We start from the raw sequence: 15103 nt of genomic DNA, 5'->3' as shown, positions 1-15103 counted from the left end.
GTACACGGTTCCACCCGTCGCACGGAGAGCCGGCCCCGCCCTCGTGGGGAGATACAATGTCCCCTCGTGACGAAACGAGAGACAGGCGGACGGATGACGGCACGGACGCCATCGAAGACGGCGCCGAAGACGACACCGGCGAACAAACGGCCGACGGACGGCTCTGATCTCGGTACGAGGCCGATCGGACGGTTGGCGGTGTCGCTGGCGGTCCCGGCGGTGGTGGCGCAGGCGTGCAATGCGCTGTACACGATCGTCGACCGGCTGTTCCTCGCGCACATCCCCGGCGTGGGCGATCTCGCGATGACCGGCGTGGGCGTGTGCTTCCCGATCACGCTGGCCGTGTCCGCGTTCGCGATGCTCGTCGGCATGGGCGGCGGACCGCTCGCCTCGATCGAACTGGGACGCGGCGACCGGGACAAGGCGGAACGTTATCTCGGCACGTCAGTGGCGGCGATCGTCGCGATCGCGATCATGCTGTCAACGCTGCTCCAACTGTTCAAGACGCCGATCCTCATCCTGTTCGGTGCGAGCGATGCGACGCTGCCGTACGCGGTCGACTTCCTCGCCGTCTACCTGTCGGGCACGCTGTTCGTACAGCTGGCGTTGGGGCTCAACACGTTCATCACCGCCCAAGGCAAGGCGCTCGTGGCGATGGGCTCGGTGGCCATCGGCGCGTTGAGCTCTCTGGCACTCGACCCGCTGTTCATCTTCACGCTCGGCATGGGCGTGCGCGGCGCGGCGTTGGCAAACGTCATCGCGCAGGGCCTGTCCGCCGCATGGGTCATCCGCTTCCTCGTCTCGCCGTCCAGCGCGATACGGCTCGGCAAACGCAACATCCGTCTCACGCGTCTGCTTGGTCCGGTGCTGTTCCTCGGCGTCTCGCCGTTCATCATGCAGATCACCGAATCGGTGATCCAGGTGGTGTTCAACTCCTCGCTGCAACATTACGGCGGCGACGTCTACGTGGGCGCGATGACCATCATGACGAGTCTCATGCAGCTGATCTTCGTGTTCTCGCAGGGCATTTCGCAGGGCGTGCAGCCGATCATCGGTTACAACTACGGTGCTGGGCTGTACGACCGTGTGCGGCGCGCGTATTCGGGCACGATGGTCGTGCAGGTCGCCATCAACTGCACGATGACGACGCTGCTCGCGATCTTCCCGGGATTCGTCGCCTCGCTGTTCACGTCGGATGCGTCGATCATCGACGTGGTGTCGCGTACGCTGCCGTACTTCGTGTGCGGCATGGGCATCTTCGGCATTCAGAACGTGGTGCAATGCGCCTTCGTAGGCATGGGCCAGGCCAAGCCGTCGCTGTTCCTCGCGATCTTCCGCAAGCTCATCCTGCTGGTGCCGTTGGCGCTGCTGCTCCCCCGGTTCGGGCTCGGCACGACGGGCGTGTTCGTCGCCGAACCGATCTCGGACGCAACCTCGGCGATCGTGGCGGGGATCCTGTTCACATGGTATACGCGGCGACTGCTGCCGAGGGAGACGACCTGAGCGGGGATCAGCGCCACGCCTTGAGGACGGACTCCGGCACCTTCGAGGCGTCGAAGCGATAGTGTCCTGTGACGGTCATGTGCGTGCGGAACGTGAGATAGTCGTTCTCGCGCTGCCGCTGCCCCATGTTGTGCAGGATGTAGGCGACGCCGTTCCTGTCGCGCTTGTCCGAGACGACGCCGATGTGTTTGACGTGCCGGAAGACGATGATGTCGCCGCCCTGCCACGCCTCGTGGTCGGCCGGGTCGAGGGTCAGCGACTGTCCGTATTTGGCAAAGAACACGTCGAGCACGCCGGTGCGACGGAAGTCGATGTTCGGGTCTGGCTTGGATGCGACGGCGTGGTAGCTCGCAGGGTCGGCGGCGACGTCCGCGTCGACCATCGCCTTGAGATCGTATCCGGCGGCACGGAAGGCGCGCCAGACGAGGTCGGTGCAGGCGCCGCGGTCGTCCGGCGGATAGCCGCCCTGATAGTAGCCATCGTCATACGTGGGAGCCGCCTCGGCGTCGGCGCGGGCGCCCTTGACGATATCGGTATAGTCGTCCGCTCCGTTGCTGTTGTAGTCGACCGGACTCACGACCTTCGGATAATCCTTCTCGACCTCGGCCCGCGGCATCACGGTGCCGTCCGATTCCGACGGGCCGCCGTCCTTCGCCGTCGAGACCACGGCCCGCCCCATCGCCTCCCAGGGCAAGCCGCCCAGCTGCCGGATCGAGAACACTCCTCCGGCGACGAACGCGGCGAGCAGGACGATCACCAACGCCGCGCAGATCGCGCGCTTCGCATCGTTCCGCCGCGGACCGTTCCCCTCATGACGCGCCATACCGCTCCCCCGTTCCCGGACATGGACCGGACATCGGACGATGCCCATTCCGTCACCGTAGACCGTCCGGAAACGGCACGTCCGTGTGTCCCGGGAATCTCCATCAATCACCCATGGTGGAGGACGGTTCCCAAGACACACGGACGTGCGGTGCGGGGAGATGCGGCGGAATCAGAGCGCCTTGAGCTGCGCGGCGATCTGCACGGCCTCGACGCTGGCCTCGGCCTTGTTGCGGGTCTCCTGCCATTCGGTGGCGGGCACTGAGTCGAGCACGATGCCGGCGCCCGCCTGCACGCTCGCCTCGTGGTCACGCAGGAACGCGGTGCGGATGGCGATGGCCATGTCGAGGTTGCCGGAGAAGTCGAAATAGCCGACGGTGCCGCCGTAGATGCCGCGGTCGGCGACCTCCAGCTCGTCGATGATCTCGACCGCGCGCGGCTTGGGCGCGCCGGAGAGCGTGCCGGCCGGGAACGCGGACTTGAACACGTCGAACGCGGTCAGAGACGGGTCGACGCGCCCGGTGACGGTCGAGCAGATGTGCATGATGTGGCTGAACCGCTTGATGTCCATCAGGGAGACGACCTCGACGGACTGCGGGACGCATACCTTGCTCAGGTCGTTGCGGGCCAGATCGACGAGCATGATGTGCTCGCTGCGTTCCTTCGGATCGGCGAGCAGCTCCTTGGCGAGCCTCGCGTCCTCCTCGGGGGTGGCGCCGCGCGGACGGGAACCGGCGATCGGGAAGGTCATCGCGTGGCCGTTGTCGACCTTGATGAGCGTCTCGGGGCTGGAGCCGATGACGTTGAAGTCGCGGCCCTCGGCGTCGGTGAGCGCCATGAAGTACATGTACGGGCTTGGGTTCAGGGTGCGCAGCACGCGGTAGACGTCGAACGGGTCGGCGGGCGAATCGATGTCGAGCCTCTGGGAGATGACGACCTGGAACACGTCGCCGTCGACGATGTGGCGCTTGGCGGCCTCGACGGCCTGCTCGTAGCGGCTCTTCTCGGTGCGGAAGCGCAGCTGCGGCTGCCTGCGGGACGGGTCGAGTGCGTTGACGCGCGCCTCCCCCGGAGTGGGGGTCGCGGCGTTGAGCTGCATCCTCTCGAGTCTGGCGACGGCCTGATCGTAGGCGATGTCGGCACGCGTGGGCTTGTCGTCCACGTTGACCGCGTTGGCGATGAGCCACACGGAGCCGGAGACGTGGTCGACGACGGCGATGTCGGTGGCGAGGGCGAGGACCATCTGCGGCTGGCCGGTCTCGTCCGGCGCCTCGGCACGAAGCGTCGGCTCCCAATGGCGGATCGCGTCCCAGCCGACGGTGCCGACGAGCCCCGAGGTGAGGTTCGGCAGGCCCTCGACGTGCGGGGCCTTGAGGACCTTGAGCGCGGCGTGCGCGACCTCGACGACGTCGCCCTCGGTGGGCACGCCCGCGGGTACGGTGCCGAGCCAGTCGGCGTTGCCGTCCCTGTCGGCGCGAAGCTGGGCCATCGAGTTGACGCCGATGAAGCTGTAGCGGCTCCATGTGCCGCCGTATTCGGCGGATTCGAGGATGAACGTGCCGGAACGGCCGTTGGCGAGGCGCTCGTAGAAGCCGACCGGGGTGAGCGAGTCGGCGAGCAGGCGACGCACGATCGGGATGACGCGGTAGCCCTCGTCGGCGAGACGGTGGAACTCCTCGCGGGAGGGCCACGTGTCGCCCCAGTTCAGGTCCTTGACGCTGTTGGCGTGCTCGTTCGTGCGCTCACTCATCGGTTCCCTCCTTCTGTTCCTGCGTGCGGTGCCCCACGACGACCGGCAGAGGACCTCCCTCGAGGAAGCAGCTGCGCCTGCCGGTGTGGCATGCGGCGCCGACCTGATCGACCTCGACGAGCAGCGCGTCGCCGTCGCAATCGAGCGAGACGGACTTGACGTACTGCACGTGGCCGGAGGTATCGCCCTTGCGCCAGTACTCCTGACGGGAGCGGGACCAGAAGGTCACACGTCCGGTGGTGAGCGTCCGACGCAGAGCCTCGTCGTTCATGTAGCCGACCATGAGCACCTCGCGCGTGTCATACTGCTGGATGACGGCGGCGACGAGCCCCTTGGGGTCGCGTTTGAGACGCTGCGCGATGCGCGGGTCGAGTTCGGTCGTGTTGTCGTATTCGTTGTCTGTCATATCTGTGCACTCTGCCTTTGCGGACCGCCTTCATCCGGGTCCGTCTGTGTGTCCTTGTCCGTCGTTCGCCGGGTGTCCGCCGACGCGTGTCAGCGCACGGTGTAGCCGTGGCGCCTGAGCTCGTTCTTGACGTCGGCGATGGTCATGAGCCCGTAGTGGAAGACCGAAGCGGCGAGCACCGCGTCGGCGCCGGCCTCGATGGCGGGCGGGAAGTCCTCGACCTTGCCGGCACCGCCGGAGGCGATGATCGGGATCTTGACCTCCTTGCGCACGGCGCGGATCATCTCCAGATCGAAGCCCTGCTTGGTGCCGTCGGCGTCCATCGAGTTGAGGAGGATCTCGCCGGCGCCGAGCTGCTCGGCTCGCTTGACCCACCAGATCGCGTCGATGCCGGTGGACTTGCGGCCGCCCATGGTGGTGACCTCGAAGCCGGACTGGGTGTGCTGCTCGCCCTTTTCTCGGCGGGCGTCGACGGAAAGGACCAGCACCTGGTTGCCGAAGCGCTCGGCGACGCGGCTGATGAGCGTCGGATCGTTGATGGCGGCGGTGTTGACGCCGACCTTGTCGGCACCGCAGCGCAGCAGCGAGTCGACGTCCTCGGGGGTGCGCACGCCGCCGCCGACGGTCATCGGGATGAAGACCTGCTCGGCGGTGCGGGACACCACGTCGATCATCGTGCCACGGTGCGAGCTGGAGGCGGTCACGTCGAGGAAGGTGAGCTCGTCGGCGCCCTGCCGGTAGTATTCGGCGGCAAGCTCGACGGGGTCGCCGGCGTCCTTCAGATTCTCGAAATGGACGCCCTTGACCACGCGTCCGGCATCGACGTCCAGGCACGGGATGACTCGAACCGCCAGCGACATAACTTGCACTCCCCTGTTCTAGGCTTTCTGCTTTCCGTTTCAGAGTAGCGGCGTCACGTCACGTCCGGTCGTCGGCGTCTCATTTATCGCCTGCCGAAGCCGGACCGATACGTCAACCCTCGGCGCCGTCGCGACGCTCGAACGCCTCCTTGGTCTTGGCGGCGAGCTGGCCGCAGGCGCCGTCGATGTCCTGGCCGCGCGTATCGCGCAGCGTGGCGGTGATGCCCGCCGCATGCAAGATCTCCAGGAACCGGGCCTCGTCCTCCGGCTTGGAGGCGGTCCAGCGTGAACCCTCGATCGGGTTGAGCGGGATCGGGTTGACGTGCGCCCAGTTGTCGCCGTAGTGGTTGAGCCGCTTGGCGAGAAGACGCGCGTGCTCGGCCTGGTCGTTGATGCCTCGCATCAGCGCGTATTCGATGCTCACGCGCCGCTTGGAGGCGAGGAAGTAGTCGTGCGCGGCGTCGAGCACCTGCGTGGTGTTGAAGCGCTTGTTCATCGGCACGAGCTCGTCGCGCAGCTCGTCGCTCGGCGCGTGCAGGGAGACGGCGAGACGAACCGGGATGCCCTCGGCGGTGAGCTTCCTGATGCCGGGGACGACGCCGACGGTGGATACGGTGATGTTGCGTGCGGAGATGCCGAAGCCCTCCGGCGGCATCGCGGAGATCTGGCGCACGGCCGAGAGTACCGACCTGTAGTTGCCCATCGGCTCGCCCATGCCCATGAACACGATGTTGCTGAGCCTGCCCGGCCCGCCGGCGACCTCGCCGTCGCGCATCATGCGGGCGGCGACGCGCACCTGCTCGAGGATCTCGCCGGCGGACATGTTGCGCGTGAGCCCCAGCTTGCCGGTTGCGCAGAACGGGCATCCCATGCCGCAGCCGACCTGGCTGGAGATGCACAGCGTGGTGCGGGTCGGGTAGCGCATGAGCACGGACTCGATGTGCGAGCCGTCGAACAGGCGCCACAGGGTCTTGATGGTGGCCCCCTGATCGGCGACCTGACGGGTGACCTCGTGGATGAGCTCCGGGAAGAACTCGGCGGCGGCCTCGTCGCGCTTGGCGGCGGGGAAGTCGGTGAACTCGGCCGCATTGACGTCGAAATGCCCATAGTAGTGGTTGGCGAGCTGCTTGACGCGGAATTTCGGCAGGCCCAGTTCACCGGCCTTGGCGATGCGCTCGTCGGGGGTCATGTCGGCGAAGTGCAGCGGCGGCTTGCCGCGCCTTGCGTGGTCCTTGGACAGGACGTCGCGGAAGGCGCCGGTGGTGCCTCCCGGGGTGATGCCCGTCTCCGGCGCGTCATGCGCCGTGCGGGCCGTGCCGTTGTCGTTGAGCTGTTCGTCGATGGCCATATCGGTGTCTGGACGTTCCTTTCGGATCATCGGTTTCGGATCAATCGAAAAACGCCGCCCCGAGCGGTCGGGACGGCGGCGGTGCCTGTCACAGTCCGGTGAACCACAACAGGATGCAGGTGAACGGCGCGGCCATGAGGATCGAGTCGACGCGATCCATGACGCCGCCGTGGCCCTTGAGCAGGTGTCCCATGTCCTTGATGCCGAGATCGCGCTTGATCATCGAGGCGCACAGGTCGCCGAACGTGCCGGTCACGCCGACGAGCACGCCGGCGACGACCGGGACCCACCATTTGGCGGCCCACACGTCGGACGTGTACGTGCAGAACATGACGGCGAACGCGCCGGCCATCGCGAAGAGGACCGAGCCGGCCAGTCCCTCCCAGCTCTTCTTCGGGGAGATGCGTGGGGAGAGCTTGTGTTTGCCGAGCCATGCGCCGGCGAACAGGCCACCGGTGTCGGACAGCGCCGGCAGGAACACGAGCATGATCGCGTGGGCGACCGGATGCCCATGGAAGGTCAGCGGGACGATGATGCAGGAGGCGAGCACCGGGATATAGAGCACGGTGAGCACGGAGACGGCCACATGGCTCAGTCGCGAATGATGCTGCTCGCCGCCGTCGTGGTTGAACGACGATTCGAGGCGCGCGCCGGCCTCCGTGTTGGACAGCTTGTTCGCGACGGCGAGCGACAGCCGGTTGCCGAAGCTCATCTTGGCCGTCGCGGCCATGGCGACGAGCATGATCGACGCCATGGCGCACAAGGCCATCGCCACCACGTGCATCGGCGCATAGTAGGCGGCGAACAGCGTCGCGGCCGAGCACAGCCACAGCATGACCACGGGGATATGCAGGCCGACGGTCGCGAAGTCGACGCGCAGCTCCCACAGGGCCAGCACCATGAACACGACGACCAACGCCACGAACAGGTCGATGTTGATGAGCAGTGCGGCGAGAATGACGGCGATGAGCAGCACGGCCGTGCCGATCGCCTGGGGCATGTTGCGCCCGGTCTTCTTGTTGATCTCGTCGAGCGCGACCTCGGCCTCTTCGTGGAGTTGTTCGTTGCGTTCCATGATGATTGACGGAGGTCAGACCTCCATGATCTCCTTCTGCTTGGTCTCGAGCAGGGCATCGATCTCGTCGGTGACGGACTTGGTGACCTTGTCGAGGTCCTTGAGCAGACGATCGCCCTCGTCCTCGCCCATATCGCCGTCCTTGACGGACTTGTCGATGCTCTCCTTGGTCTTGCGGCGGATGTTGCGCACGGCCACTTTGCCGTCCTCGGCCTTGCCCTTGGCGAGTTTGACGTACTCCTTGCGGCGCTCCTCGGTGAGCTCCGGCATGGTCAGGCGGATGACGTTGCCGTCGCGGTTCGGGCTGACGCCGAGATCGGAGTTACGGATGGCCTTCTCGACGGCGCCGGCCTGGGAGGCGTCGAACGGGGTGACGGACAGGGTGCGCGGTTCCGGCACGCCAATGGAGGCGACGGCCTTGATCGGCGTCGGGGCGCCGTAGTAGTCGACCATGATGCCGTTGAGCAGGGCCGGGTTGGCGCGGCCGGTGCGGATGCCCGCGAAGTTCTCCTTGGTGTTCTCCACCGTCTTGGCCATCTGTTCCTTGGCCTGATCGATGACGTTTGCCATGTGTTTCTCCTTAGCTTTAGCTGTGCTTGGGCTGTTCTTCTGCGAACGCTTCGGAAGCGAACGGTTGGTTTCGATTGTAGATGCCGGACGGGCCCGCGGCTCAGTCCGCCACGCGCGATTCGGCGGTGGACACGAGCGTGCCGATCTCCTCGCCGAGCAGGGCGCGGGTCACGTTGCCAGGCTCCTCGAGGCCGAACACGCGGATGCGCTTCTTGTTGTCGCGCGCCATGGACAGCGCGGAGGCATCCATCACGGCGAGGTTGTCGACGAGCGCGCGGTTGTAGCTCAGGGTCTCGAAGCGCTTGGCGTTCGGATCCTTGCGCGGGTCCGCGGTGTAGACGCCGTCGACGCCGTTCTTGCCCATGACGACCTCGTCGCAGTGGATCTCGAGGGAGCGCTGGATGGAGACGGTGTCGGTGGAGAAGTACGGCATGCCGGCGCCGGCGCCGAAGATCACCACGCGGCCCTTCTCGAGGTGGCGGATGGCCTTGAGCGGGATGTACGGCTCGGCGACCTGTCCCATCGTGATGGCGGTCTGCACACGGGTGGCCTGCCCCTCCTGCTCGAGGAAGTCCTGCAGCGCCAGGCAGTTCATCACGGTGCCGAGCATGCCCATGTAGTCGCCGCGGGAGCGGTCGATGCCGGCCTGCTGAAGCTCGGCGCCGCGGAAGAAGTTGCCGCCGCCGGTGACGATGGCGACCTGCACGCCCTGACGCACGGCCGGCACGATCTCCTCGGCGATGCGACGGATCACCTTGGTGTCGATGCCCACCTTGCCGCCGCCGAACGCCTCGCCGGACAGCTTGAGCAGGACCCTGCGCGGTTTGTCGTTTGCATCGTTGCCAGTCATAGCACAACCTTTCGCTCTCGGGTTCGGTACCGGTGGCGGCCGCAACCCACGAAAATTACCGTCTAACAGGTTATCCGTAATTCGCGACAGACGTGTTCCACACCGTCACCGGCGGTGAGACGCCCACCAGTTGAGCGCCGATCCCGCCACCACGAACAACGTGCCGCACCAGAACGGCAGGGACAGCGAGAGCCCCAGGATCAGGGCGCTGGCCGCCACCGACAACACGGGCGTGGCGTACGAGGCGACGGCGAGCGTATTGAGGCTGCCGTGCAGGATGCCGTACCCCCAGCAGGCGTAGCCGCCGGCGATGACGGCCGCGCAACCGACGACGGCGAGCCAGCCCACGGGGCCGGGGGCCGTGGCCGGCCAGCCCTCGCCGGAGGCGAAGTGGATGATCCACAGGGCGACGGCCACACCGGGGAAGAACACCGACGTGCCGTCGAGTCCACCGGACATGGACGGGGTGACGACCGCATACACCGACCATGCGAACGCGCCGAGGAACGCCAGCAGATACGGCAGTGGATTGGACGCGATATGTCCCGCGGCAGCGGCCGGGTCAAGCCCGCTGTTGCCGCCGACCGCGAGGGCGACGCCGAGCGTGGCGACGACGGCCCCCGGCAGGGCCCTCCATACGGCGCCCCCGACCCTGGGCCTGGCGACTCCGGCGGCGAGCAGCACCATCATCGTGGGCCACAGATAGTTGACGAGGCTCACCTCCACCGATTGCGCGGCGTCGGACGCCAGACCGATGGACAGGGAGATGGACGATTCGTAGAAGACGAACAACGCGCCGCCGAGGGCGAGATACCGCTTCGGATACGCCCCGATCGGGGCCGGTCTGTGGAACACGAGCAGCAGCACCACGCCGGCCGTGTAGATCAGTGCCGATCCCAAGGTGGCGCCGAACGCCTCGGCGACGATGCGCACGAGCGCGGTCATCATGCTCCACAGCAGGATGGCGACGAGTCCCACCGCCGTGGCCCGCGTGGCGGGGACATGACCCGGACGCGCCCACCCGGTGTCCCTGCCGTCGCCTGTCGACCTGTCCATGTTCCCTCTCCTCTCCGCGGGTTTCCCCTTCCGCATCCTTCGTCGCATTCCCGTCATTCGTGGCGTCCGCCGCGCGGACCGATGTCCATCGCCGCGCCCACAACAACGATGGCCGTGCACCCCGTATCAACTCAACAGGGTACACGGCCATCGACAACCGTTGTCTACCTAACGGATGGCTTCAGAGGGAATCAGTCCTCTTCGCCCTTGCCGACCTCGACGCGGGCGAAGGCCAGGGCCTTGCCGCCGACCTCTTCGAACAGCTTGCCGACGGTCTTGGACGGATCCTTGACGAACGGCTGCTCGAGCAGGACGACCTCCTTGAAGAAGGCGTTGAGACGGCCCTCGACGATCTTCGGGACGATCTTCTCCGGCTTGCCCTCAGCGAGGGACTTCTCGGTGGCGACGCGGCGCTCGGACTCGACGACCTCGGCCGGGACGTCCTCGCGGGTCAGCCACTTGGCGCCCATCGCGGAGATCTGCAGGGCGGCCTCGTGCGCGACGGCGGCGCCGGCCTTGTCGGTGGCGATCATCGCGACGATGCTCGGCGGCATCTCGACGGACTTCTTGTGGGCGTAGATCTCGACGTGCTCGCCGGAGATCTTCGCGAACTGACCGACCTTGACGTGCTCGCCGAACAGGGCGGCGGCCTCCTCGATGGCCTCCTTGACGGTCTCGTCGCTGGCCTTGGCGGCCAGCACGGCGTCAGCGGAGTCGGCGCCGGCCTCGACGGCGTAGCCGAGGATGGTGTCGGCGAAGTCGACGAACTTCGGGGTCTTGGCCACGAAGTCGGTCTCGGAGTTCAGCTCGACCGCGTAACCGGTCTCGACGCCGTCGGCCTCGACGACCTTGGAGGCGATGGTGCCCTCCTGGGCCTTGCGGCCCTCACGCTTGCCCGCGGCGGCGATGCCCTTGGCACGGATGATCTCCTTGGCGCGTGCGACGTCGCCGTCGGCCTCGGTCAGGGCCTTCTTGACGTCGAGCATGCCGGCGCCGGTGTCCTCACGAACCTGCTTGATCAGAGCGGCGGTAATTGCTGCCATGAAACTATCTCCTTGAGATAAAAACTCGATTGTGTTCTCCTAGAAAAGGAGGTGCAATCCGATTGCACCTCCAATCCTAGCGTCTAAGGGACCCTAGAAGGTCACTCGGCCTTGGCTTCGCCTTCGGCGGACTGGGCCGGGGCCTCGGACTGGTTCTCCAGCAGGTCCTTCTCCCAAGCGGCCATCGGCTGCTCGGAGGACTCGGAGTCGTCCTTGGCGGCCTTGCCGGAGCGCTCCAGCAGACCGTCGGCGACGGCGTCGGCCATCAGGGTGGTCAGCAGCTCGATGCCGCGGATGGCGTCATCGTTGGCCGGAATCGGGTACTCGACGGACTCCGGGTCGGTGTTGGTGTCGACGATGGCGACGACCGGGATGCCCAGCTTGTGGGCCTCCTCGACGGCCAGGGCCTCCTTGTTGATGTCGACGACGAACATCGCGGACGGGGTGCGGCCCATGTTGCGGATACCGCCCAGCTGCTTCTCGAGCTTGTCCTTCTCGCGCTCGAGCAGGAGCAGCTCCTTCTTGGTCAGGCCGGAGCCGTGCACGTCGGAGAAGTCCATCTCCTCGAGCTCCTTGAGGCGGGCGACGCGCTTGGAGACAGTCTGGAAGTTGGTCAGCATGCCGCCGAGCCAGCGCTCGGAGACGTACGGCATGTTCACGCGGGTGGCCTGGGCGGAGACGGCCTCCTGAGCCTGCTTCTTGGTGCCGACGAAGAGCACGGTGCCGTTGTGGGCCACGGTGGTCTTGATGAAGTCGTACGCCTTGTCGATCATCTCGAGCGACTTGAACAGGTTGATGATGTGGATGCCGTTGCGCTGGGTCAGGATGAACTGCTTCATCTTCGGGTTCCAGCGACGGGTCTGATGGCCGAAGTGCAGGCCGGCCTTCAGCATTTCGCTCATAGTGATCTGAGCCATGGTGATACACCTTTCTTGTCGGTTATTGCCTGGCCATGCGCACCCGAGTGCAGCTCTCCCCCGTCGCATTCCACGGGTTCGGGCCGACCGACACGGGCCGTCGCGAGCATGACGCGAATTCTTGGTGCGCCGGTTGACGATATTGGGTGGCTCCGAACGCCTGCGACTGCGTTCTTCGCCGGTTGGCACACAAATGTTCAGGGTAACACGCCGGAACGACAAGGGCTCCCCTCGTCGAGGGGAGCCCGATACTGCATCAGTGGGACCGAGATCCTACTTCTGGTGCTCGCGCATGTACCTGAGCGCGGCGCGGCGCTCCTCCTTCTCGAGACGGTCCAGATAGACGTGCCCGTCGAGGTGGTCGGTCTCGTGCTGGAGCATGCGGCCCATGAGGCCGGTTCCCTCGAGCACGACCTCCTTGCCGTCCAGATCGATACCGCGCACGCGCGCGTAGTCGGCGCGGCGCGTCTTGTACCACAGGCCGGGCACGGACAGGCAGCCCTCGTCGCCGTACTGCTCGCCGCTGGTCTCCTCGAGCACCGGGTTGAGGACATAGCCGATCTTGCCGTCGATGTTGTAGGAGAATGCCCTCAGGCTCACGCCGATCTGGTTGGCGGACAGTCCGGCGCGGCCGGGATCGTCCACGGTCTCCAGCAGATCGTCCACGAGCCGGCGCACGGACGGCGTGATCTCGCGGATCTCATCGCAGGGCGTGCGCAGTACGGGATCGGGCACGACACGGATCTCTCGAATGGCCAAGGTTACTTCTCCTCGTTCTTCTCGTTGTTCTTCTCGACCGCGGCCCCGCCGTCGTTCGCGACGGGATCGGACGGCGCGGTGGTCTCCACGGACTCGCCGGCGGCCTCGGAGGACTGCTCCTCGCCCTCCTCGTCCTGCTGGCGCTTGATCCTCTCCGACACGCTAGCAATCGAATCCGACACGTTCGCCTTGGCCTGCTCGTAGGCCTGACGGACCTTCGGACTCACGTTCTCGGAGGCCTGCTTGACCGATTCGGTGGTCCTGTCGAGGATGCGCACGGTGGCGGGCAGCGGCTTGGAGGGGGTCTTCGGCGTGTAGATCTCGCCCTCGATGACGTCGTCGTACCTCTTGAGCACCTTCGGGCGCACGACCTTCAGGCTCGGCGTCAGCGTGCCGGCGTCCTGACTGAACTCCTCGTCGAGGATGACGAACTTGCGCACGGACTCGGCACGGGAGACGTTCGCATTAGCCTGATCGATGTACTGCTGCACGAACGCGCGCACCGCGTCGTTGGAGGCGATCTCGCTCATCGGAGCGTCGCGGTCGAGTCCCTGCGACTCCAGCCAGGAGCGGGTCATCTCCTCGTCGAGCTCGATCAGGGCGGAGATGAACGGCTTGCCGTCGCCGACGACCACCGCGTGCCCGACGATCGGGCAGGTGTTGATGATCTCCTCCATGGGCGCGGGGCTGACGTTCTTGCCGCCCGCCGTGATGATGATGTCCTTCTTGCGTCCGGTGATGTAGACGAACCCGTCGTCGTCGATGGTGCCGAGATCGCCGGTGCGGATCCAGCCGTCGGCGGTCTTGGTCTCGGCGGTGAGCTCGGGCTGGCGGTAGTAGCCGAGGAACACGTTCGGCCCCGTCAGCAGCAGTTCCCCGTCGTCGTCCTGCTTGACGCCCATGCCGGGGCCGGGCTTGCCGACCGAGCCGACGCGGTTGGCGTCCTGCCAGTTGACGAGCATGGGGGCGGCCGTTTCGGTCATGCCGTATCCCTGAATGAAGGTGATGCCGTCCATGCCGTTGAAGAAGTGCGCGAGATCGGCGTTCAGGGGTGCACCGCCGCAGGCGAGCCACGCGAGGTTCGGGCCGAGCGCGGACCGCACGGACTTGCCGACCGTCTTCATGAAGAACGTGTGCTGCAGACGCGCCACCGGGGAGTGTCCCCTGCCGTCCTGCTCGTCGCGCGACCATGCCACGAAATGGTTGTACGCGGCGGCGAAGATGCGGCCCGCGATGCCGTTTCCGGCCTTCTGCGAGGCGGCGTTGTAGACCTTCTCGAACACGCGGGGGACGCCCAGCAGGTACGTGGGCTTGAACGAGCGCAGATCGGCGAGCAGGTGCTTGGCCCCGGGGATGTACCCGACGACGCCGTGTCCGCCGATGGCGACGTACTGGATGTAGCGGGCGAAGCAGTGCGCCAGCGGCAGGAACAGCAGCAGTCGGTTCGGTTCGTAGAGCATGTCGTCGAGGATGATGTATCCGTTCTTGACGATATGCGTGAAGTTGCGGTTGGAGAGCATCGCGCCCTTCGGCTTGCCGGTCGAACCGGAGGTGTAGACGATGGTGGTCATATCGTCGGCCCTGACCCGCGAGATGGCCTCGTCGAGATCCCCGTCGGTGACGTGCGCGCCGAAGTCGGCCACCGCGTCGAGTCCGCCGGCCTTGAAGTTGAACACGTATTCGAGGCTCTCCACCTCGCCCCGCACCTGTTCGAGCGTCTGCGCGTGCTGGTGGTCGCCGGCGAACGCGATCAGCGGGGACGTGTCCGCGATGATGGACGCGGCCTGGCGCTCCGAATCGGTCTCGTAGATCGGCACGCTCACCGCGCCGATCGCGGCGCATGCGAAGTCGACGACGCCCCACTCGTAGCAGGTGGCGGAGTAGATCGCGACCATCGTTCCCGGACGCACGCCCAGTCCGATCAGGCCCTTGGCGACCTCGCGCACGCGCGCGAGCATCGCGGATGCGGAGACGGTGTGCCAGACGCGCCCGTCATCCTGATATTCGGCGATGTCGCCGTCGGGGTCGGATTCGGCCCTATCGGCGAGCAGCGAGAAGATGGTGTCGCCGTCGTTGGTCACATATTCGGGGTCGGAGATGTATTCACGCAACATAGGGCACAGTCTATACCCGCGCTCCCCCCA

General features: G+C 66.3%; 14 protein-coding genes. 1 reads left to right on the top strand and 13 read right to left on the bottom strand.

Translation table 11 applies throughout. The features are described from left to right. Positions 1-198: 198 nt before the first annotated feature. Complete coding sequence (locus JS528_RS00830) at positions 199-1503, top strand: MATE family efflux transporter (RefSeq protein ID WP_338069756.1); 1305 nt, start codon at positions 199-201, stop codon at positions 1501-1503. Positions 1504-1510: 7 nt separating this feature from the next. Here the strand turns inward: JS528_RS00830 and JS528_RS00825 are convergent, their stop codons facing one another. From JS528_RS00825 to JS528_RS00765, 13 genes are all read right to left on the bottom strand, one after another. Then, positions 1511-2326 carry a DUF1287 domain-containing protein gene (locus tag JS528_RS00825; protein ID WP_214357208.1) on the bottom strand — a complete coding sequence of 272 codons (816 nt, stop codon included), beginning with the start codon at positions 2324-2326 and terminating at the stop codon, positions 1511-1513. 171 nt (positions 2327-2497) lie between these two features. Next, the gene (trpE, locus tag JS528_RS00820) at positions 2498-4075 is read right to left on the bottom strand and encodes an anthranilate synthase component I (RefSeq protein ID WP_214357207.1); all 1578 of its coding nucleotides are present in this window, start codon (positions 4073-4075) and stop codon (positions 2498-2500) included. Beyond that, the gene (gene hisI, locus JS528_RS00815; RefSeq protein WP_214357206.1) at positions 4068-4481 is read right to left on the bottom strand and encodes a phosphoribosyl-AMP cyclohydrolase; all 414 of its coding nucleotides are present in this window, start codon (positions 4479-4481) and stop codon (positions 4068-4070) included. Before hisI ends, trpE begins: the two co-directional genes overlap by 8 nt. An 89-nt stretch (positions 4482-4570) precedes the next feature. Next, positions 4571-5341 (bottom strand): imidazole glycerol phosphate synthase subunit HisF, encoded by a 771-nt coding sequence (gene hisF / locus JS528_RS00810; RefSeq protein WP_214357205.1) that lies wholly within the window; start codon positions 5339-5341, stop codon positions 4571-4573. Between the two features lie 112 nt (positions 5342-5453). Next, positions 5454-6689, bottom strand: a complete 1236-nt coding sequence (rlmN, locus tag JS528_RS00805) for a dual-specificity RNA methyltransferase RlmN (protein ID WP_214357204.1) — start codon at positions 6687-6689, stop codon at positions 5454-5456. 88 nt (positions 6690-6777) lie between these two features. Then, positions 6778-7764, bottom strand: a complete 987-nt coding sequence (locus JS528_RS00800; RefSeq protein ID WP_214357203.1) for a phosphatidate cytidylyltransferase — start codon at positions 7762-7764, stop codon at positions 6778-6780. A 15-nt stretch (positions 7765-7779) separates the two neighbouring features. Then, positions 7780-8334 (bottom strand): ribosome recycling factor, encoded by a 555-nt coding sequence (frr, locus tag JS528_RS00795; protein WP_214357202.1) that lies wholly within the window; start codon positions 8332-8334, stop codon positions 7780-7782. A gap of 100 nt (positions 8335-8434) precedes the next feature. Beyond that, positions 8435-9184 (bottom strand): UMP kinase, encoded by a 750-nt coding sequence (gene pyrH / locus JS528_RS00790; protein ID WP_214357201.1) that lies wholly within the window; start codon positions 9182-9184, stop codon positions 8435-8437. Positions 9185-9289: 105 nt separating this feature from the next. Beyond that, positions 9290-10240, bottom strand: coding sequence for an aromatic amino acid DMT transporter YddG (gene yddG / locus JS528_RS00785; RefSeq protein WP_214357200.1), 951 nt, complete (start codon positions 10238-10240; stop codon positions 9290-9292). Between the two features lie 191 nt (positions 10241-10431). Continuing rightward, positions 10432-11283, bottom strand: coding sequence for a translation elongation factor Ts (gene tsf / locus JS528_RS00780; RefSeq protein ID WP_214357199.1), 852 nt, complete (start codon positions 11281-11283; stop codon positions 10432-10434). Between the two features lie 101 nt (positions 11284-11384). After that, positions 11385-12200: a 30S ribosomal protein S2 gene (rpsB, locus tag JS528_RS00775; protein WP_214357198.1), complete on the bottom strand. Its 816-nt coding sequence runs from the start codon at positions 12198-12200 to the stop codon at positions 11385-11387. Positions 12201-12473: 273 nt separating this feature from the next. Further along, complete coding sequence (gene def, locus JS528_RS00770; RefSeq protein WP_214357197.1) at positions 12474-12959, bottom strand: peptide deformylase; 486 nt, start codon at positions 12957-12959, stop codon at positions 12474-12476. A 2-nt stretch (positions 12960-12961) separates the two neighbouring features. Continuing rightward, positions 12962-15073: an AMP-dependent synthetase/ligase gene (locus JS528_RS00765; RefSeq protein ID WP_214357196.1), complete on the bottom strand. Its 2112-nt coding sequence runs from the start codon at positions 15071-15073 to the stop codon at positions 12962-12964. Positions 15074-15103: the final 30 nt, after the last annotated feature.

Source organism: Bifidobacterium santillanense (genome assembly GCF_018555385.1).
Taxonomy (GTDB): Bacteria; Actinomycetota; Actinomycetes; order Actinomycetales; family Bifidobacteriaceae; genus Bifidobacterium; species Bifidobacterium santillanense.
The sequence above is the reverse complement of the archived record's forward strand: the minus strand, read 5'-3'. Positions and strand labels throughout refer to the sequence as shown.